Origin of the sequence: Campylobacter ureolyticus, assembly GCF_013372225.1 — a bacterium.
Lineage (GTDB): Bacteria > Campylobacterota > Campylobacteria > Campylobacterales > Campylobacteraceae > Campylobacter_B > Campylobacter_B ureolyticus.
In genome coordinates this window covers 93,932-112,544 of the sequence record NZ_CP053832.1, presented here as the reverse complement: position 1 = coordinate 112,544, position 18,613 = coordinate 93,932, and the positions used below count along the sequence as shown (strand labels likewise).

The window sequence follows — 18,613 nt, the reverse complement described above, 5'->3', positions numbered from 1 at the left end:
TAGGGCTACAGCTTAATGCCATTTTCTCTTAATGCATCAGCAAATGACGCAATAACACCGTGATATAAATATCCGTTTCTATCAAAAACCACCTGATCTATCCCTTTTTCTTTTAACTTATCTGCCATATCTTTTCCTAAAGCTATAGCGCCATCTTTATTAGCTTTTAATTTTAAAACACTACCGCTACTTGCACAAATTGTTTGTGAAGCTACATCATCAATTGCTTGTGCATAAACAGTTTTGTTTGATTTAAAAATAGAAATTCTAGGGCAAGCAGCTACACCTGAAATTTTAGCTCTAACTCTTTTTTTTCTTTTTATTCTTAGAGATAATTTTTTCTTTAAAATATTTGCTTTCATTTTTTACCCTTATTTCTTAGATGTTTTTCCGGCTTTGCGGATAATTCGCTCATCTACATATTTTATACCCTTACCTTTGTATGGCTCAGGTGGTCTAAACTCGCGAACTTCAGCTGCTACTTGGCCAACATTTTGTTTATTATAGCCAGATATTGTTATTATATTTTTTTCAATACTAGCTGCGACGCCTTCTGGTAGCTTATAGTTAATAGAGTGTGAAAAACCTAAATTTAATTCTAATACATTGCCTTTAACAGCAGCTCTATATCCAACACCATTTACTTCAAGTTTTTTTGAAAAACCATCAGTTAAACCAACTACAATGTTGTGTGCCAATGATCTATAAGTTCCCCAAAAAGCTCTACTTTGTCTATCTTCGCCTTTTGGTGAAAAAACTATTGAGCCATCTTTTAACTCAACATTTACAAAGCCTTTTGTATCTAGCTCTTGAGTAATATTACCTTTTTTAAAACTCAAAACAGTTGAGTTTAGACTTACATCTATACCTTTTGGAATAGATATCGGTTGTTTGCCTATTCTTGACATTTTTTTCCTTTTTACTTGTCTAGGGTATGTCTACTTTTAAGAATGGATACCACAATACCATAAAAAGCAGATTTAAAAAGTTCTTACCAAACTGTACAAAGAACTTCGCCGCCAATTCCTCTTTTGCTAGCTTCTATACCAGCCATAATACCTTGGCTTGTTGAAACTATAACTGTTCCATAACCATTTTTAAATCTTTTTATCTCATCTTTACCTTGGTAAAGTCTTCTACTTGGCTTTGAAACTCTAGTTAGCTCATTTATAACGCTTCTACCATTTTCATCATATTTTAAAACAACATTTATAAATTTTTTATTGTCTTCTTCTACAACATTATAACTTTCAAGATACTCTTTCTCTGTTAAAATTCTAGCTATTGCCTCAACTGATTTAGAGTGTAGAAGTTTTGTTGTGTCAAGTCTTCTTAAGCTAGCGTTCCTAATTCTTGTTAAAGCATCTGATATTAAATCATTCAACATAACTCTTCCTTACCAACTTGATTTTTTAAGGCCTGGAATTAGACCTTCATTAGCCATTTTTCTAAGACAAACTCTACAAAGTCCAAAGTCTCTATAAACAGACTTTGATCTTCCGCAAATTTTACATCTTGTGTATTTTCTAGAGCTAAATTTAGCCTCTCTACTTGCCTTAGCTATCATTGATTTTTTTGCCATATTAATTTCCTTTTGAAAAAGGCATACCCAAAACTTCTAAAAGTCTGTAAGCCTCTTTATCGCTATTTGTTGTTGTAACTATAGTGATGTTCATACCGTGAGTTCTTAAAATTTTATCATACTCAACTTCTGGGAACATTAACTGCTCGTCCAAACCAAAGTTATAGTTTCCTCTTCCATCAAAACCATTTTTTGGAAGACCTCTAAAATCTTTTACTCTTGGAAGTGCAACAGAGATAAGCTTATCTAAAAAGACAAACATATTATCTTTTCTTAAAGTTACTTTTATTCCTACAGGGTAACCCTCTCTTACTTTAAAGCTTGCAACTGATTTTTTAGCATTTACGCCAAGTGCTTTTTGTCCAGCTATTAAAGAGATTGTATCTATCATATTTTGAAATACTTTTTGATCTCTTGCAGCATCGCCAGCACCAACGCTAATAACTATTTTTTCAATAGCAGGAATTAACATAGGATTTTTTATATCAAATTCTTTTATAAGCTCAGGTCTTACTTGGTCATTATATTTAGTTCTAAGTCTATTCATAAATTACTCCTCAACCTTTGCAACATTTGAAATATCCATAGGCATTTCCTCACCTACAAAACCGCCATTAGGAAATTTTTCACTAGGCTTAACAGCCTTTTTAGCTACTTTGCAACCCTCGACAATAACTTTTCCTTCTTTTGCAAAAACACTTTTTACAACTCCGGTCTTGCCTTTGTCATCACCAGCAATTATCTTAACACTGTCGCCTTTTTTAATTTTATATTTTGTTATCATTATAAAACCTCCGGTGCAAGTGAAACTATTTTCATAAATCCACCATATCTTACTTCTCTACCAACTGGTCCAAAAATACGAGTTCCAACTGGCTCTTTTTTTGCATCAAGAATAACAGCTGCATTGTCATCAAATCTAATTAAAGACCCATCAAGCCTTTGAATTTCTTTTTTAGTTCTAACAACAACAGCTTTAACAACTTGACCTTTTTTCATTTTTCCGTTAGGTAGAGCTTTTTTAACTGAACAAACAATGGTATCACCAACTGTTGCATATCTTCTTTTGCTTCCACCTAAAACTTTTATACACATTAATTCTTTAGCACCGCTATTATCAGCTACTGAAAGTCTTGTAAAGCTTTGAATCATTACTCAACTCCTTTTTTTACAACTTTATATAAGCGAAATGCTTTATTTTTGCTAAGCGGTCTGCACTCAATTGCTGAGATAACATCGCCTATTTGTGTTTGATTTGCTTCATCATGCACTAAATATTTTTTAAATCTTTTAACAAATTTTCTATATCTAGGATGCATAACTTTTCTCTCAACTAAAACAGTTGCAGTTTTATCTCCTGCTTTTTTAAGTACAACGCCTTGAATAACTCTTTTTGATGTTGTCATTTATGCTCCCTTATTAACTGCTGTAATGGCAGTTTTAACTCTAGCAATATCTTTTTTAACCTCACGAATTTCATTAGGGTTTGTAAGTTGCATAGTTTTTAGCTTTCTTTTTAATTCAAAAAGCAACTTTTTCTTCTCTATTAGCATAGTGTTTAACTCAGCTACACTTTTATCTTTTATCTCAGTATAGTTCATTTTCACTCTCTCTTGTTACTATTTTTGATTTAAATGGCAACTTATGCATTGATAGAGTAAGTGCTGATCTTGAAAGCTTCTCACTTGGCCCTGCCATTTCAAATATGATTCTACCAGGTTTTATATTCATAACCCACTCTTCAACACCGCCTTTACCTTTACCCATACGAGTTTCTAAAGGTTTTTTAGTTAAAGGTTTATCAGGGAAAACACAAATCCAAATTTTAGCTTGTCTTTGCACATGTCTTGTCATTGCAATACGAGCCGCTTCAATTTGGCGTGAGTTTATTCTACCTGCCTCAACAGCCTTTATACCAATGGTACCATAAGTAAGTTGAGTTCCTCTGGTAGCATAACCTCGGTTTCTGCCCTTCATCATTTTTCTATATTTAGTCTTTTTTGGCATTAACATAATTATCTACCTCTTCTTGTTCTTCTTGATCTTTTTGGTGCGTTTTCTTCTGTTTTTTCAGGCTCAAGTCCTTTATGTAAAACCTCACCTTTAAATATCCAAACTTTTACGCCGATATTTCCATAAGTAGTGTGAGCTTCTGCAAATCCATAATCTATCTTGGCTCTAAAAGTATGTAGTGGAACTCTACCTTCCAAATACCACTCTGTTCTTGCCATTTCAGCACCACCAAGTCTTCCAGATACTACAACTTTTATACCTTTTGCACCTGATTTTTGTGCATTTTGGATAACTTTTTTCATTGCTCTTCTAAAAGCAACTCTTCTTTCAAGCTGCATAGCAACATTTTCAGCAGCAAGTTGAGCAGATGAACCTGATTTTCTCTCTTCTTTTATGTTAATATTAACATCTTTACCAATAAGTTTTACAACATCTTGTTTTAAAACTTCAACTTCGCTACCTTTTTTACCGATAATAATTCCAGGTCTTGCAGCAACAATAGTTATTCTAATTTTTTTTGCTGTTCTTTCTATAATGATTTGAGCTATACCTGCATAATATAATTTTGATTTTAAAAATTTTCTAATTTTATAATCTTCAGAAATATTTACAGGCAAATTCTCCTTTGAAGGAAACCATCTAGACTCCCAGTTTTTATTAATTCCTAGTCTTAGTCCTATTGGATTGGCTTTTTGTCCCATTTTACGCTTCCTTCTTTTGTAATTTTGAAACTTCTACCATTATATGAGAAGTAGGTTTTCTAATCTTGCTAGCTGATCCTCTTGCTCTAGGTCTAAATCTTTTTAGAACAGGACCTGCATCTACTCTGCATGAACTAACTATAACTTCTTCTGGCTCATATCCACCATTTGCAACGGCACTTGATATAGCATTAGCAATATATTTTGCGCCACGATTTGGTGTAAATTCCAATGTTGCAAGAGCAAATTCCGCATTCATACCTTGAATTTGTTTTGCTATAAGTCTAGTCTTTGTCGGAGAAATACGAACAAATTTAATAATTGATTTACTCATACTCTACTCCTATTTACCGATTTTCTTTTGAACTGAGCCACGGTGGCCTTTAAAAGTTCTTGTTGGAGCAAACTCACCTAATTTATAACCTATATGATGCTCTGTAATATACACAGGTATAAAACTTTTACCGTTATGAACATTAAATGTAAGTCCAATCATTTCAGGTACAATCGTGCTTCTTCTTGACCAAGTTTTAATCGGCTTATTATCTTTTGCTTTTTTAGCAACTTCTACCTTTTTCATTACATGATCATCAACGAAAGGACCTTTTTTGAGTGATCTAGCCATCTCTATTTTCCTTTCCTTCTTGAAATTATAAGTTTATCACTAGCTTTTTTGCGTCTAGTCTTAAGACCCTTGGTTGGTTGTCCCCATGGAGTAACTGGATGACGACCTGAGTTCTTCTTACCTTCACCACCGCCGTGTGGGTGATCAACAGGGTTCATCGCACTACCTCTTGTTTGAGGGCGAATTCCTAAATGTCTATTTCTACCAGCTTTACCGATAACAACATTTGCCCATTCTTCATTTCCAACTTCACCAATAGTTGCCATACACTCAGCTAAAACTCTTCTCATTTCACCGCTTGGCAATCTTAATACAACATATTTTTCTTCTTTACCCATAAGTTGAGCATATCCACCAGCACTTCTTGCCATCTGTGCACCTTTGCCAGGTTTTAGCTCAATATTATGTAAAATTGTTCCAAGAGGGATGCTTTTTAGTTTCATAGCATTGCCTGGTTTTATATCAAGACCACTTTCAGCAGAAGCGATAACATCGCCAACTTTTAAGCCATTTGGTTGAATAATATATCTTTTTTCACCATCTTTGTAGCTAATTAATGCAATTCTACAATTTCTATTTGGATCGTACTCAATAGCCTCTACTTTACCCTCAATGCCAAATTTACTTCTTTTAAAATCAATAATTCTATAAAGTTTTTTAGCTCCGGCTTGTTTATGTCTTGAAGTTATTCTTCCATTGTGGTTTCTTCCAGTAGTTGCAGGAACTTTTTTAAGAAGTGATCTTACACTTGCTTTTGCAGTTATATCATCACTGCTTAAACCACTCATAAATCTTCTACTTGGAGTATATGGTTTATAATGTTTTACTGACATCTTATGCTCCTATACTTTCTAGGCTTGCACCTTCAGGAAGTTTAACATAGAATTTTTTATAACTATTTCTTGTGCCAATTCTTCCTCTAAATCTTTTAACTTTACCATCCATTTTTAATGAATTTATCTTTAAAGGTGTGATTCCAAAATACTCTTTTAATATAGCTTTTAGTTTATTTTTAGTTACATCTGTTGATGTTTGAATAACAACCACACCACTTTCTTGAAGGTCTAAAGTTTTTTCTGTATAAAGAATCGTTTTTATATCTGTTATATCTGCCATTTTAACCCTCTTTTATTATCTTATCAAGTGCCGATTTTTCAATAATAACCGCACTATATACTTTTACTAAATAAGCATTTATTTCACTTACATCAATAGCATAGCAATTTGTTAAATTTCTATATGCTAAGAATGTATTTTGAATTCTTTTTGCACTTTCTAAACTATCAACAGATGATAAGTCTCCAACAATTAAAGCATCTCTAACTTTAAAGTTATTGATGAAACTATTAGCATCTTTTGTTTTGCCTGACTCTATGTCAATACTTTCAACAGCAAAAATTTTACCTTGCTCGGCTCTTTCAAAAAGTGCTCTTTCAAGTGCAAGTCTTTTTTGTTTTTTATTGATTTTTTGAGTGTAGTTTCTTTCATTGCTTGGTCCAAAAGATACTGCACCACCAACCCAAACATTCGTTCTAGTTGAGCCAGCTCTCGCACCGCCACGACCTTTTTGGCGCCATGGTTTTTTACCACCACCACTTACTTCAGATCTTGTTTTAGTATGAGCTGTATTTGATCTAACAGCTGCAAGGTATGATTTTACATATAAATATAAGTTGTGTGGATTTACTTCGCTATATTTTACAGGAAGTTCTATCTCGCCTGCATTTTCAAGCTTTTCATTAAATACTGCTACTTTACTCATTTTACTATCCTTATTCTACCCATTGCACCATTAAATCCAGGAACAGAACCTTTTACAACTAAAACACCATTGTCTTTATCAAAGCTAACAACTTCGTTTTTAACTGTAACTTTTACATTTCCTGTTTGTCCAGGCATTTTTCTACCAGGCTGAACGCGTCCTGGCCACTCACAGTTACCAATTGATCCTGATCTTCTGTGAAATCTACTTCCGTGAGATTTTGGACCGCCTGCAAAACCATGTCTTTTCATAACACCTTGATAACCTTTACCTTTAGTATTAAAGCTTGCTTTTATAACTTTTGCCCCATCTAAAGGAGTCATATCTTGGTCGCCTATTTCGCTATTTGCTACTTCTAAGCTAGCAAATTTATTGAACTCTTTACTTAGACTATATTTTTTTTGTTGTCCTGCTATAGTTTTATTATTAGATTTACCACTTGCATAAGCAACAATGGCTTTATTATTTTCACCAACTTCACAAACTTTGGTGTTTATAACTCTTAGCAGACTAACTGGTAGGCTAACTCTATCAACGGTTCTGCTCATACCTATCTTTTCTACTATATATTCCATAAATTTACCCCTTATTACCCATTGCACGAACTTCAACATTAACTTCTGGTGCAAGATCCAATTTTGTAAGTGAATCTACAGTCTCAGGAGTTGCTGCAACGATATCAAGCATACGGGTGTGAATTCTTATCTCAAACTGCTCTCTTGAATCTTTATTTACGTGTGGAGATTTTAAGACTGTATAGCGTTTGATCTTTGTAGGCATAGGCACTGGACCTCTGACATCCGCACCTGTTCTTTTGACAGCTTCTACTATTGCTGTAACTGTTCTATCTAAAACTCTATGGTCGTAAGCTTTTAACTTTAACCTAATTCTTTCCATAGTTTTTTCCTTCATAAAGAACTTGTCGCAAAAAATGCGACCTTTTTTTTGATTTAAAAAGATTGTGATTATATAGGAATTATTTTGCAAAGTCAATATTTTACGGCATTTTATCTAAAATTTATCTTTTTTATTTCCTTATTAAAAGGAAAGTTTTCATTTTATTAAAAATTTTTAAAAATTTAAAAATTAAGTTAAATTAGCTATAATTTTTCTATGGAAAATTTAAATTATCTTTATGAAAACCCACCAATTTTTCAAAATAAAATTGCTAGAAAAATTAAAATTAATAGTGACAAGGCTTTAATTTGCGGTCAACTAAACTCAGGCAAAAGTCAAATTTTATTAAATCTGCTTTTTGAAAATCAAAAAGATGAAATTTTATACATAGATCTTGATGATTTGCGTCTAAATTTTGACGAAGCTGATTTTTTAAAATTTTTAAATTTAAATAAAAAAATTAAATTTATTGGAATTGACAATCTAAAAACCAATGATTCAAAGCTCTTAAAAATAATTGAAAACCTAAGCTCTAGAAATACAAATATAAAAAATATTTATCTTACAACAAGACAAAAATCATTAAATTTAAATGATTTTAAAAAATACAACTTAAATATGCTTGATTTTGAAGAGTTTATTGCACTTGAAGGAAAAACTAATGATCTTGGGGCAATGTTTAGCGAATTTTTAACAAGAGGAAATAGCATAAATGATAAAATTTCAATTCAAAATAATCTTAAAGCAAATTATAGTGAAAATGAACTTTTAGTACTTTTAGAGTGCGCTAAATTTGTAAATCAAAATTTTAGTACAAACAAAATTTATACAAATCTAAAAGAATTTTATAAAATTTCAAAAGATAAAGTTTATGAGGCTGTTTTTAAGTTTGAGGATGAAGGGATTATCAAATTTGTACCAAAATTTAAATCAACCTCTAAAAGAATTTATTTTGGAGATTTTGCTTTTATGGATAATTTAAGCTATAAAAAACATTTTATTAAAAAACTTCAAAATGCTCTATTATGTGAACTTTTAACGCTTGATAGAGAAATTTATTTTACGGATGATTTTGACTTTTACTTGCCAAATAAAAATTTGCAAAATCAAAATTTAGCTTTTTTAATCATCCCCTTTACAACAAGCGGGTTTATATATTTAAAATTTAAAAAACTTTTTGAAAAACTAAAAAAAATGAGAATTTCAAAACTTTATGCAATAACAATGGGAAATGAGGAAAGTTTTACAATAGAGGGCATAAAGTGTGAAATAACACCGTTTTGGCAATATGCTTTAAGCATTTAAGGAAATTTATGAAAATTTGCGGCATTGATGAAGCTGGGCGCGGATGCTTGGCAGGTGATTTATGTATGGCTGGAGTTGTTTTAGATAAAGAGATAGATGGTCTAAAAGATAGTAAAAAGATAAGCGAGAAAAAAAGAGTAGTTCTTTTTAATGAAATTTGTAAAAATGCAAAATTTAAAATTGTTACTTTTACAAGCCAAGATGTTGATAAAATAGGGCTTTCAGAGTGTTTAAAAAATGGGCTTTTAGAAATTTTGAATTATTTCGGGGATGAGTTTGAATATATTTATGATGGAAATACAAATTTTAAAGTCCAAAAAATAAAAACTATGATAAAAGCTGATGCACTAATAAAAGAGGTAAGTGCAGCAAGTATTTTAGCTAAAGTCACAAGAGATGAAAATTTAAAAACGGCTAATAAAAAATACCCAGAATATGGTTTTTTAAAACATAAAGGATACGCTACAAAAGCACATATTGAAGCTATTTTAAAATACGGATATACAAATTTTCATAGGCTTACTTATGAAGTAAAAGCATTAAAAAATGTAAGCAAAAATAAATTTTAATTTTGGTAAAATCACGCAAATTTTAAGGAGATCAAATGGTAAGAAAAGCAAGGCCAAGCGATGCAAAAAAATGCGTTAAAATACTTGATTTGGCAATGGATGACATTAGCGGAGTGATTTTAAATGAAACAGACTATGATAAAAAAATAGAAAAATTTGAAACTTTTTTTAGAGCTAAAAATAATCGCCTGTCATATGAAAATACAATAGTGTATGAAGATGAAAACGGAAATATCTGTGGGGCTATGATATTTTACAAAGGATATGAAAGTGACTTTTTAGACGCAGTTTTTAATGAAAGGTTAAAACAACTTGGCTCTAAAAATTTGACAAAAAAAGAGTGTGAAGATGATGAATTTTATATAGATAGTGTTGCAGTTGATCCAAAATTTAGAGGCAAAGGATATTTTAAAGCTTTAATGAATGAAGCTATACAAATAGCCAAAAACTCTGATCTTAAAAAAATGAGCTTAGTTACTCACACCCCTGAACTTTATACAAAATTCGGTTTTAAATTTCACGATAACTTAGATATCTATGGAGAAGTTTATCAAAAAATGATTAAGGCACTTTAAGCCTTAATCAACTTTTGCTTGCAAATTATCGCATCTATTTTTATAAATAGAGCTTAAAAAAGCTAAAAAAATAAATAAAAATCCTATGGTTCCAGTTATGATTTCACTAACCTCGTAAAAAACTTGTATAAACATTATAATAGAAAGTGCAAGTATCGCATAATGTGCGCCATGGTCTAAATATGCAAATTTTAAAAGAGTTTTTTTCTCAACCAAGTATATTGTTATGCTTCTTACAAACATAGCGCCAATTCCAAGGCCTATCATAATAATAAAGATATTTTCACTTAAAGCAAATGCTCCAATTACGCCATCAAAACTAAAACTTGCATCCAAAACCTCCAAATATAAAAACCCAATAATTCCATTTCTAACACTTCCTGAACTAAAAGTCTCATTTAAAGATGATATTAACAAATGTATAAAAATGGCAGAAAAAAAGCAAAGTCCATAAGTTAAATTTGAAGTTTTTTGCATAAAAATAAGTCCTAAAAAAATCGCTAAAATCAAATTTATATTTGCAAATTTTTTAAAAAATTCAATAATTTTATTATTTTCTATAAACTCTAACCAATGTATTTTCCTCTGGCTATCAAAGAAAAAATCGAAAAACACCATCATTAAAAATGCTCCACCAAAAATATAGATTTCATCTTTATTTTGACTTAAAGCCTCATGATATAATTCAGGTGAATTAATAGCAAAATTTAGAGTTTGAAGCATTGAATGTCCCGAAAAAATAGAAACTATAAGAAGTGGAAATAAAAACCTCATTCCAAAAACAGCAATCGGAATACCAAAGATAATAAATCTCTTTCTCCATACTTCATTCATTTGGTTTAAGATTTTTGCATTTACAACCGCATTATCAAAACTAAGGCTAACTTCCAAAATAGCAAGCAAGAAACAGATATAAACAGCCTTGAAATTTCCTATAAAAAAACTTATTAAAAGTCCAAAAATCATCACTACAAATGATGAATAAAATATTTTCATATTATCTCCTAAGCCAAAATTATACTATTTTTATTTTAAAAATTTTTTGTAATTAAAAAGTTTCTTAGTTTTTTTATACTTTGACTTGAATCTATAAATTAGGAGGTTTTTATGAAAAAATTTTCATTAGTTGCGGTTTTATTTTTAACAAGTATAAGTTCTGTTTTTGGAGCGAAAATTTATCCGCTTGATAGAGCTGAATTAGTTGCAGATTCTAAATTTGATATAAAAGTCGAGTTTAATAAAGAGCTGAATTTAGAAGATGCAAAAGTTGAAATAAACGGCAAAAGTTTAAAGGATACATTTGGTGATAAGATAGAATTCATCCAAAATGAAGAAGGGCTTGGCTCAACTATTTGGGTTAGAGATATTACCTTACCAAAAGGAAACTATGAAGTAGTTGCAAGTGGCGATGGCAAGGACGAAAAAGTAAAATGGGAAATGTTTGAGAGCAAAAAACCATTAGCAAAAAATGTTATTTTTATCGTTGGAGATGGACTTTCAGTAGCTCATAGAACTGCTGCAAGACTTATGATAGGTGGCTCAACCGAAGGAAAAGTTAATAAAAATTTAGCAATGGATGATATGACTTATGCTGCATTTTTAGGTATTGGTGCACAAGATAGTATCGGAACTGATTCAGCTAATACGATGTCAGCATTTATGAGTGGTCAAAAATCAGCTGTAAATAGTATGGGAAGCTTTACATCTAGATCAAGCAATCCATTTAATCATCCTAAATTTATAAATATCGGTGAACTTATAAAACTTCATTCAAGTAAATCACTTGGAATTGTAACTGATGCAGAAGTTGAAGACGCTACTCCAGCAGCTGTTGTAGCTCATACTAGAGCAAGAGCCAAAAAAGCTGAGATAGTTGATCAAATGTTTTCATTAAAACCTGATGTTATTTTAGGTGGAGGTTCAGCTTATTTTTTACCACAATCAACTCCTGGCTCAAAAAGAAAAGATGATAAAAACTATATCGATGAGTTTAAAAATGCAGGTTATAGCCTCGCTACAAATGCTACTGAACTTAGTAAAATAGATACTAAAAACACAGATAAACTTCTTGGACTTTTCCATACTGGAAATTTAAATACAATAGTTGATATTAAATTCTTAAAAGAAAATGGGGTAACTAAAAACTTCCCAGACCAACCAGAACTTCCAGATATGGCAAAAACTGCACTTGATATCTTGTCAAAAAACAAAGATGGTTTTTTCCTAATGGTAGAATCAGCTCATATTGATAAAGCATCTCATCCACTTGATTGGGAAAGAGCAGTGATGTGTACAATTATGCTTGATAAAGTCGTAAAAATGGCGCTTGATTTTCAAAAAGAAAATCCAGATACTTTAATAGTTGTAGTTGGTGATCACACTCATCCAATCTCAGTTATTGGAACTATTGATGACAATAAACCAGGTGATAAAATGAGAGAAAAAGTTGGAATTTATCAACATGCTGGCTTTCCAACATATGAAGATAAAGATAATGACGGATATCCTGATAGACTTGATGTGGATGTTCGTTTAGCGGTATTTTTTGCTGCGTTTCCAGACTATTACGAAACATTTAGACCAAAACTTGATAAACAGTTCGTTCCTGCTATAAAAAATGAAAAAGGCAAGTATATAGCAAATGAAGAGTATAAAAATGTTAAAGGTGCAGTATTTAGAGAGGGCAATTTGCCAACATTTGAAGGAACTGGAATCCACGCAGTTGATGACATGATAGTTTTAGGCGAAGGTCCTGGAGCTAATAAATTTAAAGGATATATGGAAAATACGGAAGTTTTTAGAGTGTTAGTCGAAACTCTTGGCATAAAACCTAAAAAAGACTAATTAAAAGTTAAATTTCATGAAGATTTTATTAAAAGTAGCCATTTTGTTTTGGCTACTTCTTACACCAAATTTTGCTAAAAATCCTGTGGAGCTAAACTTTGAAGGGCTTTATTCAAGCTGGGGAGCTTTAGGGCTTGAAATGTCTGATCAAGTTCTAAACAGTGTTGGAAAAGAGGTTAAAATCATAGGCTTTATGGCGCCACCACTTAAAGCAGATGCTAATTTTTTTGTCTTAACACAACAGCCAATGGCTTTGTGCCCATTTTGTTCATCAGATGCAGACTGGCCACCTGATATAATCGTGGTTTTTCTTAAAAAACGCCAAAGCTTTGTTCAATTTAATGCCCCGATTGAAGTAGTTGGTACACTTGAAGTTGGCTCGCAAACAGATCCACAAACCGGTTTTGTAAGCTTGATAAGAATAGTTGATGCAAAATTTAAGAAAAAATAGATAAAAATTTGGACTAATTTTATACAAATATTAAAAGAAAGACTATGGATTTAAAAATAAAAAATTTAACTATAAAAGCAAAAAATGAAGAAAAGCCTATTTTAGAGGTTGAAAATTTTCACCTAAAAAGTGGTGAAAATTTGATAGTAAGTGGTGAAAGCGGTGCTGGAAAAACTACTTTTTTAAATTTAATTTCTCTTATAGAAATTCCAACTAGTGGTGAAATTTGGTGGGATAAAACAAAAATTTCAAGCCTTAATGAGGCAAAAAAAGACGAATTTAGAAGTCAAAATTTTGGCATTGTAATGCAAAATTTTCATCTAATTAAAAATTTAAGTGCCATAGAAAATATTCTGCTTTTAAATTTGTTTTTAACTAACAAGCGTGTTAGTAAAGAATTTGCACTATCTCTTTTAAAAGAAGTTGGAGTAAATAATCCAAATTTAAAACTTAAATTTTACTCACGAGGACAAATGCAAAGAATAGCTATTATCAGGGCTTTAGCAACCAATCCAAAAGTATTAATTTTAGATGAGCCAACAGCAAGTTTGGATACAAAAAACTCAAAAATGATTATAAATTTACTAATAAATTTTACTAACATAACTAACACAACAATGATAATTGCCACTCATGATGAAAATATAAAAAATAGTTTTAAAAATATTTTAGATATTAAAAAAGGTGTGCCAATAAAGTGGTAAACGCAGTTCAAAACTAAGGAATAAAATGAATTTTTTTAAGCTTTTTGTAGCGGATTTTAAAAAAGATTTTTGGCTAATTAGCATAATGATACTTTTAATCTCAGTAACCTTATGTCTTAGTTTATTAAGTATTTTAAGCGAGAGATCACTTCGTCTTGGCTCAGCTAGCGCGGCTGATAAATTTGACCTAGTAATTGGCGCAAAAGGAAGTGAGGTTCAACTTGTTTTAAGTTCAGTTTTTTTAAAACCTGCCTCGCTTGATTTGATTGATTCAAAAATTTTAGATGATTTAAAAAAAGATCAAAGAGTAAAATGGGCATCACCAGTTGGCTTTGGAGATTTTTATAAAGATTTTCCAGTTATTGGCATCTCAAAAGAGATGATTAGTGCAGACATGAAAAGTGGAAAAAATTTAAATGCGATGTTTGATGCCGTTGTTGGAATAGATACTGGACTTAAAATAGGAGATACTTTTAGTCCAATGCATGGACATTTTAAAGAAGCTGGAGCTCATTTGCACGAAAATATAGTTTATGAAGTTGTTGGCATTAAAAAAAGAGACAACTCAGCTTGGGATAAATCAATTTTAGTAAATATAGAAGCTGTCTGGCACGCACACGCAGACCATGAACATTCACACGGACATTCTCATGAGCACGAAAGTGAGCATTTACACGAAAATCATCACGATGATCACCTCACAATTGTAAATAACCTTGATAGTGATGATATCAACTATACTAACGAAACTAACAAACAAACTCACAATAAACATATCAATAACCACGATAAAACCGAGCTAATGCACGCTAACAAGTTAGGAATTCCAGCAATTGTTGTAAAGCCTATTAGTTTTATAGCAGCGTATCAACTAAGGCAAGATTATAAAAATAAAGATGATACAATAGCTGTTTTTCCAGGTGAAATTTTAGCGTGGCTTTACTCACTTTTAGGCGATACAAAAAGTTGGCTTTTAACCATTTCAACCTCACTTCAAGTTTTAGCCTTTATGCTTGTTTTTGGACTTTCATTTTTATTTATAAATCAAAAAAGAGCTATGATAATTGAACTTAGAGTTTTTGGTGCAAATGTGTTTAGAATAATGGCATATGTATGGGCGCAACTAATTAGCATAATCTTATCTGGCATAATAATTGGCACTATTTTAGGATTTTTGCTAACAAAAGTAGTATCTTCAATTCTTGGAGATAAGCTTGGATTTAGCTTGATAACTAAATTTGAATGTAGCGATTTTGTATTTTTAGCTTTTATATTTTTAGTTTCAGCTGTGCTTTGTTTTATACCTGTTATTAAAATTTATAAAATTTCACTCGCAAATTCCTTAAAAGATAACTAAAATTTGATATTATTTTATTTAAAAAAAACAGAAAGTAGAAAATGAGAAAAATTTTAATCTTTATCTTTTTAATAAATTTTTTATGGAGCGTAGATATGAATAAAAATACTAACAATAGTGAAATTTATTTAGCTGGAGGGTGCTTTTGGGGAATGCAAGGATATTTTGACAAAATTAATGGAGTTATAAAAACTGATGTTGGTTACGCAAATGGAAAAAGTGCGAGCACAAGCTATAAAGAACTTCACAAATCAATGCATGCTGAGACACTTCACCTAATTTATGATAAAAATAAAATTAGTTTAAATGAAATTTTAAGACATTTTATAAGAGTTATCGACCCAACTTCACTAAACAAACAAGGAAATGATGTTGGCACGCAGTATAGAAGCGGAATTTACTATGTTGATGTAGAAAGTGGCAATGAAGCGATTTCATTTATAAAAGAAATTTCTAAATTTTATGAAAAACCAATTGTTGTTGAAGTAGAACCACTTAGAAATTATACTTTAGCTGAGAATTATCATCAAAAATATTTAGAGAAAAATCCAAACGGATATTGTCATATTGATTTGAGTTTAGCAAAAACTCCACTAGAAAGAATTTATAATAAACCAAATGATGATGAAATAAGAAAAAATTTAAGTGAAATTTCATATCTAGTAACACAAGAAAATGCCACTGAAATGCCATTTTCAAGCAAATATGATGATTTTTATGAAAAGGGAATTTATGTTGATATTGTAAGCAAAGAGCCGCTTTTTAGCTCATCTGATAAATTTAATGCAGGATGTGGGTGGCCAAGCTTCTCAAAACCAATTGGCAAAATTAACGAAAAAAAAGACTTTTCACATGGCATGATAAGAACTGAAGTAAGATCAAAATTTGCAAACTCTCACTTGGGACACGTTTTTAATGACGGACCAAAAAGCAAGGGTGGACTGAGATATTGTATAAATGGTGCTGCCTTGGAGTTTATCCCGCTTAAAGAGATGGAGGAAAAAGGGTATCAAGATTATATTAAATTTGTGGAATAATTTAATTTTTTAAAATTTATTTTTAAACAGTGGTTAAAATATCTTTATTGCATAATTTTTATTAATGATATTTATTATTTAAAATTTATTTGAGCAAATTTATATTATAGTTCCATTAATTTTTAAAAAGAAAAAAACCAACTCCAATTAATAAAAAGATAGAACTCGACCCTGAAAAATATTTTATATCAAGTACTGATTTAAAAGGGATTATAACTTCGGTAAATATTTATTTTTCAAAAATTAGGCTATAGCGAGAAAAAGAACTTATAAAAAGCCCACATAACATTATAAGGCACCCAGATATGCCAAGAATAATTTTTAAAACTATGTGGGATCAAATCCAAACAGGTAAAAATATGTGTGCTGTAATAAAAGCAAAAGATGATAGATACTACTGGATTGTAACCGATTTTGAAATTTTAAAAGATGATAGTATGGAGCCAATAGGATATAGGGCTTTTAGAAAAGTGGCAAAAGATGAAACTATAAAAACAGTTGAGCCAATTTACAATAGACTTTTAGAGTCTGAAAAAGAAGATGGGATTTTAGCAAGCAAAGATGAGCTTAATAAAATTTTAAGAGAAAAAATATGAGTTATGATGATTTTATAAATAATGAAATTAAAAAAAGTGGTCTAAAAGGTGCTTTTGGTAAATTACTACAAAGATTTGGGTTTTAAATTTCTATCTATTTAATTTTCATAAATATAGAATTTGTGGGAATTAGAAATATATTTAACAAACGCTAGTCTTCATATTTTTGAGCAATTTTTCTAAACTCAGATTTTAAATCTATAAAAGCCTTTATTAAAGTTGGATCAAAATGTGTCCCACTTTCGCTTATTATCATATTTTCAGCTTTTTCATAGCTAAATTTTTCTTTATAGACTCTTTTTGAAGTTAGCGCATCATACACATCTGCTATTGCCATCAAGCGTCCTTCAATTGGTATTTCATCTCCTTTTAAGCCTTGTGGATAGCCACTTCCATCCCATTTTTCATGGTGAGTATAGGCTATATTTGTGGCAGCATTTAAAAAAAGATTTTTTCCACTCGATCTCATTTTTGCCTTTTGAATTATCTCTTTTCCATAAATTACATGTTTTTTCATTACCTCCCACTCTTTTTCATCAAGGCTTCCATTTTTGTTTAAAATATTATCAGGAATTGCAACTTTTCCGATATCATGAAGTGGAACAGCTTGGCATAAAACTTTTATAAAAGTTGGACTAAAATTATAAATTCCTTTTTTTCTTAAATACTCCGCTAGAACTCTAACATACTCTCTAGTTCTTAAAATATGCCCACCAGTTTCTCTGTCCTTTCCTTCAACAACTGTTATCATACCATCTATTGCTGAACTGTGTGCTTCTTCAAGCTCTTTTAAAAAGTTCTTTTTTTCCCAAAAACCATAAAAAGTCATTAATAAGGTAAAAAATAAAAATATTATAAAAACTGGAATTATAATATATCCAATCGAAATATAGACCCCACTTTTTAACTTAATCTCTGCACTAACAAAAGCTATAACAGTTAGTAGAACAAAAACAAAAAAAGAAGGCAAATAGCCATATCTAACTATCACAAAAGCAAGCAATACTAACACTAACACGCTTAAATAAAAATTTAAATCTTTATAAAAATTTGGCTGACTAACAAGTGAGTTGGTTAGAAAATTTTCTATTAAAGATGCATGGTAAAAAATACCAGATCTTATCTTTCCTCCAGAACTTACAAAGTGATCATTTAAGCCAAGTGCAGTGGCTCCAAATAGAACAAATTTTCCACTAAATTCACTCTTATCAACTCTCTCTAAAAGTACATCAGAGGCCGAAAATGTTTTAAATTTATTTTTTGGATAAATTTCGTTTAAAGCCTTTGCTTTGTCATTTAGTTTAACTTCTTTTTCTAAAAATTTAACTTTTAAACCCCTATTTTTCTCATCTTTTAAAAGAGTTAAATTTGGATCAACTTGCATAAGCATAGCAACACTAAAAGATGGAACAAGACTGTTTTTATAATAAAAAAATAGATTTGTATAACGCAACACTCCATCACTAAAGGCTCTTGCATTTATAAAGCCATTTGCCTTAGCAAGAGCATTTAGGGACTCATAACTACAAATTAAATCATCTATTTTATCTATATTTTCAAAGGTAAGGTTTGATTTTATCGTAGTTAGTTTGTTG

General features: G+C 30.8%; 29 protein-coding genes. 9 read left to right on the top strand and 20 right to left on the bottom strand.

Annotated elements, in window-relative coordinates; all coding sequences use genetic code 11:
• Nucleotides 1–5: 5 nt before the first annotated feature.
• The 18 genes from rplR to rpsJ all read right to left on the bottom strand — a co-directional run bounded on the left by rplR (nucleotide 6) and on the right by rpsJ (nucleotide 7,580).
• The gene (rplR, locus tag CURT_RS00590; RefSeq protein WP_018713506.1) at nucleotides 6–362 is read right to left on the bottom strand and encodes a 50S ribosomal protein L18; all 357 of its coding nucleotides are present in this window, start codon (nucleotides 360–362) and stop codon (nucleotides 6–8) included.
• 9 nt (nucleotides 363–371) lie between these two features.
• Complete coding sequence (gene rplF, locus CURT_RS00585) at nucleotides 372–908, bottom strand: 50S ribosomal protein L6 (RefSeq protein WP_018713507.1); 537 nt, start codon at nucleotides 906–908, stop codon at nucleotides 372–374.
• A gap of 83 nt (nucleotides 909–991) precedes the next feature.
• Nucleotides 992–1,387: a 30S ribosomal protein S8 gene (gene rpsH, locus CURT_RS00580; RefSeq protein WP_018713508.1), complete on the bottom strand. Its 396-nt coding sequence runs from the start codon at nucleotides 1,385–1,387 to the stop codon at nucleotides 992–994.
• Between the two features lie 9 nt (nucleotides 1,388–1,396).
• The gene (locus CURT_RS00575; RefSeq protein ID WP_016646186.1) at nucleotides 1,397–1,582 is read right to left on the bottom strand and encodes a type Z 30S ribosomal protein S14; all 186 of its coding nucleotides are present in this window, start codon (nucleotides 1,580–1,582) and stop codon (nucleotides 1,397–1,399) included.
• Between the two features lies 1 nt (nucleotide 1,583).
• Nucleotides 1,584–2,129, bottom strand: a complete 546-nt coding sequence (rplE, locus tag CURT_RS00570) for a 50S ribosomal protein L5 (protein WP_018713509.1) — start codon at nucleotides 2,127–2,129, stop codon at nucleotides 1,584–1,586.
• Nucleotides 2,130–2,132: 3 nt separating this feature from the next.
• On the bottom strand, nucleotides 2,133–2,366 hold the full coding sequence (gene rplX / locus CURT_RS00565; protein WP_018713510.1) for a 50S ribosomal protein L24: 234 nt from the start codon (nucleotides 2,364–2,366) through the stop codon (nucleotides 2,133–2,135).
• Nucleotides 2,366–2,734 (bottom strand): 50S ribosomal protein L14, encoded by a 369-nt coding sequence (rplN, locus tag CURT_RS00560; protein WP_018713511.1) that lies wholly within the window; start codon nucleotides 2,732–2,734, stop codon nucleotides 2,366–2,368. Before rplN ends, rplX begins: the two co-directional genes overlap by 1 nt.
• Entirely contained in the window at nucleotides 2,734–2,988 is a 255-nt protein-coding gene (gene rpsQ, locus CURT_RS00555) for a 30S ribosomal protein S17 (RefSeq protein WP_018713512.1), read from the bottom strand. The genes rplN and rpsQ overlap by 1 nt, the downstream gene beginning before the upstream one ends.
• Nucleotides 2,989–3,183, bottom strand: a complete 195-nt coding sequence (gene rpmC / locus CURT_RS00550) for a 50S ribosomal protein L29 (RefSeq protein WP_016646191.1) — start codon at nucleotides 3,181–3,183, stop codon at nucleotides 2,989–2,991.
• Entirely contained in the window at nucleotides 3,170–3,595 is a 426-nt protein-coding gene (gene rplP / locus CURT_RS00545; RefSeq protein WP_018713513.1) for a 50S ribosomal protein L16, read from the bottom strand. Before rplP ends, rpmC begins: the two co-directional genes overlap by 14 nt.
• Nucleotides 3,596–3,597: 2 nt before the next feature.
• Nucleotides 3,598–4,296, bottom strand: coding sequence for a 30S ribosomal protein S3 (gene rpsC / locus CURT_RS00540; RefSeq protein WP_018713514.1), 699 nt, complete (start codon nucleotides 4,294–4,296; stop codon nucleotides 3,598–3,600).
• Nucleotide 4,297: 1 nt separating this feature from the next.
• Nucleotides 4,298–4,630 (bottom strand): 50S ribosomal protein L22, encoded by a 333-nt coding sequence (gene rplV / locus CURT_RS00535; protein ID WP_016646194.1) that lies wholly within the window; start codon nucleotides 4,628–4,630, stop codon nucleotides 4,298–4,300.
• 9 nt (nucleotides 4,631–4,639) lie between these two features.
• Nucleotides 4,640–4,921, bottom strand: coding sequence for a 30S ribosomal protein S19 (gene rpsS, locus CURT_RS00530; RefSeq protein ID WP_016646195.1), 282 nt, complete (start codon nucleotides 4,919–4,921; stop codon nucleotides 4,640–4,642).
• Nucleotides 4,922–4,923: 2 nt separating this feature from the next.
• Entirely contained in the window at nucleotides 4,924–5,754 is an 831-nt protein-coding gene (gene rplB / locus CURT_RS00525; RefSeq protein ID WP_018713515.1) for a 50S ribosomal protein L2, read from the bottom strand.
• 1 nt (nucleotide 5,755) lies between these two features.
• The gene (locus tag CURT_RS00520; RefSeq protein WP_018713516.1) at nucleotides 5,756–6,037 is read right to left on the bottom strand and encodes a 50S ribosomal protein L23; all 282 of its coding nucleotides are present in this window, start codon (nucleotides 6,035–6,037) and stop codon (nucleotides 5,756–5,758) included.
• Between the two features lies 1 nt (nucleotide 6,038).
• Nucleotides 6,039–6,683, bottom strand: a complete 645-nt coding sequence (rplD, locus tag CURT_RS00515) for a 50S ribosomal protein L4 (protein WP_018713517.1) — start codon at nucleotides 6,681–6,683, stop codon at nucleotides 6,039–6,041.
• Complete coding sequence (gene rplC, locus CURT_RS00510; RefSeq protein WP_018713518.1) at nucleotides 6,680–7,258, bottom strand: 50S ribosomal protein L3; 579 nt, start codon at nucleotides 7,256–7,258, stop codon at nucleotides 6,680–6,682. Before rplC ends, rplD begins: the two co-directional genes overlap by 4 nt.
• Nucleotides 7,259–7,262: 4 nt before the next feature.
• A complete protein-coding gene (rpsJ, locus tag CURT_RS00505) occupies nucleotides 7,263–7,580 on the bottom strand; it encodes a 30S ribosomal protein S10 (RefSeq protein WP_016646200.1) in 318 nt (105 codons plus the stop codon).
• 216 nt (nucleotides 7,581–7,796) lie between these two features.
• Here rpsJ and CURT_RS00500 point away from each other — a divergent pair, with 216 nt between their 5' ends.
• From CURT_RS00500 to CURT_RS00490, 3 genes are read left to right on the top strand one after another with little or no spacing between them, the layout of a single operon-like run.
• A complete protein-coding gene (locus tag CURT_RS00500) occupies nucleotides 7,797–8,885 on the top strand; it encodes an ATP-binding protein (protein WP_018713519.1) in 1,089 nt (362 codons plus the stop codon).
• 8 nt (nucleotides 8,886–8,893) lie between these two features.
• Complete coding sequence (locus CURT_RS00495) at nucleotides 8,894–9,454, top strand: ribonuclease HII (protein ID WP_018713520.1); 561 nt, start codon at nucleotides 8,894–8,896, stop codon at nucleotides 9,452–9,454.
• A gap of 35 nt (nucleotides 9,455–9,489) precedes the next feature.
• Nucleotides 9,490–10,029 carry a GNAT family N-acetyltransferase gene (locus tag CURT_RS00490; protein WP_018713521.1) on the top strand — a complete coding sequence of 180 codons (540 nt, stop codon included), beginning with the start codon at nucleotides 9,490–9,492 and terminating at the stop codon, nucleotides 10,027–10,029.
• A 3-nt stretch (nucleotides 10,030–10,032) separates the two neighbouring features.
• Here the strand turns inward: CURT_RS00490 and CURT_RS00485 are convergent, their stop codons facing one another.
• A complete protein-coding gene (locus tag CURT_RS00485; RefSeq protein ID WP_018713522.1) occupies nucleotides 10,033–11,025 on the bottom strand; it encodes a DUF475 domain-containing protein in 993 nt (330 codons plus the stop codon).
• A 111-nt stretch (nucleotides 11,026–11,136) separates the two neighbouring features.
• Between CURT_RS00485 and CURT_RS00480 the strand changes: the two genes are divergently transcribed.
• The 6 genes from CURT_RS00480 to CURT_RS09330 all read left to right on the top strand — a co-directional run bounded on the left by CURT_RS00480 (nucleotide 11,137) and on the right by CURT_RS09330 (nucleotide 17,018).
• On the top strand, nucleotides 11,137–12,873 hold the full coding sequence (locus CURT_RS00480; RefSeq protein WP_018713523.1) for an alkaline phosphatase: 1,737 nt from the start codon (nucleotides 11,137–11,139) through the stop codon (nucleotides 12,871–12,873).
• A gap of 16 nt (nucleotides 12,874–12,889) precedes the next feature.
• On the top strand, nucleotides 12,890–13,324 hold the full coding sequence (locus tag CURT_RS00475; RefSeq protein WP_018713524.1) for a hypothetical protein: 435 nt from the start codon (nucleotides 12,890–12,892) through the stop codon (nucleotides 13,322–13,324).
• 44 nt (nucleotides 13,325–13,368) lie between these two features.
• Nucleotides 13,369–14,028 carry an ABC transporter ATP-binding protein gene (locus CURT_RS00470; RefSeq protein WP_018713525.1) on the top strand — a complete coding sequence of 220 codons (660 nt, stop codon included), beginning with the start codon at nucleotides 13,369–13,371 and terminating at the stop codon, nucleotides 14,026–14,028.
• 25 nt (nucleotides 14,029–14,053) lie between these two features.
• A complete protein-coding gene (locus CURT_RS00465; RefSeq protein WP_018713526.1) occupies nucleotides 14,054–15,385 on the top strand; it encodes an FtsX-like permease family protein in 1,332 nt (443 codons plus the stop codon).
• 41 nt (nucleotides 15,386–15,426) lie between these two features.
• Nucleotides 15,427–16,422, top strand: a complete 996-nt coding sequence (gene msrB, locus CURT_RS00460) for a peptide-methionine (R)-S-oxide reductase MsrB (protein ID WP_018713527.1) — start codon at nucleotides 15,427–15,429, stop codon at nucleotides 16,420–16,422.
• A gap of 305 nt (nucleotides 16,423–16,727) precedes the next feature.
• On the top strand, nucleotides 16,728–17,018 hold the full coding sequence (locus CURT_RS09330) for a hypothetical protein (protein WP_018713528.1): 291 nt from the start codon (nucleotides 16,728–16,730) through the stop codon (nucleotides 17,016–17,018).
• Between the two features lie 151 nt (nucleotides 17,019–17,169).
• Here the strand turns inward: CURT_RS09330 and CURT_RS00450 are convergent, their stop codons facing one another.
• Nucleotides 17,170–18,597, bottom strand: coding sequence for an HD domain-containing phosphohydrolase (locus CURT_RS00450; protein ID WP_332870706.1), 1,428 nt, complete (start codon nucleotides 18,595–18,597; stop codon nucleotides 17,170–17,172).
• Nucleotides 18,598–18,613: the final 16 nt, after the last annotated feature.

Coding starts and splice junctions, on each gene's coding strand:
- CURT_RS00470 (WP_018713525.1), top strand. CDS start 13,369: ATGGATTTAAAAATAAAAAATTTAACTATAAAAGCAAAAAATGAAGAA.
- CURT_RS00575 (WP_016646186.1), bottom strand. CDS start 1,582: ATGGCAAAAAAATCAATGATAGCTAAGGCAAGTAGAGAGGCTAAATTT.
- rpsS (WP_016646195.1), bottom strand. CDS start 4,921: ATGGCTAGATCACTCAAAAAAGGTCCTTTCGTTGATGATCATGTAATG.
- rpsJ (WP_016646200.1), bottom strand. CDS start 7,580: ATGGAAAGAATTAGGTTAAAGTTAAAAGCTTACGACCATAGAGTTTTA.
- rplX (WP_018713510.1), bottom strand. CDS start 2,366: ATGATAACAAAATATAAAATTAAAAAAGGCGACAGTGTTAAGATAATT.
- rplF (WP_018713507.1), bottom strand. CDS start 908: ATGTCAAGAATAGGCAAACAACCGATATCTATTCCAAAAGGTATAGAT.
- CURT_RS00495 (WP_018713520.1), top strand. CDS start 8,894: ATGAAAATTTGCGGCATTGATGAAGCTGGGCGCGGATGCTTGGCAGGT.
- rplN (WP_018713511.1), bottom strand. CDS start 2,734: ATGATTCAAAGCTTTACAAGACTTTCAGTAGCTGATAATAGCGGTGCT.
- CURT_RS09330 (WP_018713528.1), top strand. CDS start 16,728: ATGCCAAGAATAATTTTTAAAACTATGTGGGATCAAATCCAAACAGGT.
- CURT_RS00520 (WP_018713516.1), bottom strand. CDS start 6,037: ATGGCAGATATAACAGATATAAAAACGATTCTTTATACAGAAAAAACT.
- rpmC (WP_016646191.1), bottom strand. CDS start 3,183: ATGAACTATACTGAGATAAAAGATAAAAGTGTAGCTGAGTTAAACACT.
- CURT_RS00500 (WP_018713519.1), top strand. CDS start 7,797: ATGGAAAATTTAAATTATCTTTATGAAAACCCACCAATTTTTCAAAAT.
- rplD (WP_018713517.1), bottom strand. CDS start 6,683: ATGAGTAAAGTAGCAGTATTTAATGAAAAGCTTGAAAATGCAGGCGAG.
- CURT_RS00485 (WP_018713522.1), bottom strand. CDS start 11,025: ATGAAAATATTTTATTCATCATTTGTAGTGATGATTTTTGGACTTTTA.
- rpsQ (WP_018713512.1), bottom strand. CDS start 2,988: ATGACAACATCAAAAAGAGTTATTCAAGGCGTTGTACTTAAAAAAGCA.
- CURT_RS00475 (WP_018713524.1), top strand. CDS start 12,890: ATGAAGATTTTATTAAAAGTAGCCATTTTGTTTTGGCTACTTCTTACA.
- rpsH (WP_018713508.1), bottom strand. CDS start 1,387: ATGTTGAATGATTTAATATCAGATGCTTTAACAAGAATTAGGAACGCT.
- rplE (WP_018713509.1), bottom strand. CDS start 2,129: ATGAATAGACTTAGAACTAAATATAATGACCAAGTAAGACCTGAGCTT.
- rplP (WP_018713513.1), bottom strand. CDS start 3,595: ATGTTAATGCCAAAAAAGACTAAATATAGAAAAATGATGAAGGGCAGA.
- rplB (WP_018713515.1), bottom strand. CDS start 5,754: ATGTCAGTAAAACATTATAAACCATATACTCCAAGTAGAAGATTTATG.
- CURT_RS00465 (WP_018713526.1), top strand. CDS start 14,054: ATGAATTTTTTTAAGCTTTTTGTAGCGGATTTTAAAAAAGATTTTTGG.
- msrB (WP_018713527.1), top strand. CDS start 15,427: ATGAGAAAAATTTTAATCTTTATCTTTTTAATAAATTTTTTATGGAGC.
- rplC (WP_018713518.1), bottom strand. CDS start 7,258: ATGGAATATATAGTAGAAAAGATAGGTATGAGCAGAACCGTTGATAGA.
- rplV (WP_016646194.1), bottom strand. CDS start 4,630: ATGAGTAAATCAATTATTAAATTTGTTCGTATTTCTCCGACAAAGACT.
- CURT_RS00490 (WP_018713521.1), top strand. CDS start 9,490: ATGGTAAGAAAAGCAAGGCCAAGCGATGCAAAAAAATGCGTTAAAATA.
- CURT_RS00480 (WP_018713523.1), top strand. CDS start 11,137: ATGAAAAAATTTTCATTAGTTGCGGTTTTATTTTTAACAAGTATAAGT.
- rpsC (WP_018713514.1), bottom strand. CDS start 4,296: ATGGGACAAAAAGCCAATCCAATAGGACTAAGACTAGGAATTAATAAA.
- rplR (WP_018713506.1), bottom strand. CDS start 362: ATGAAAGCAAATATTTTAAAGAAAAAATTATCTCTAAGAATAAAAAGA.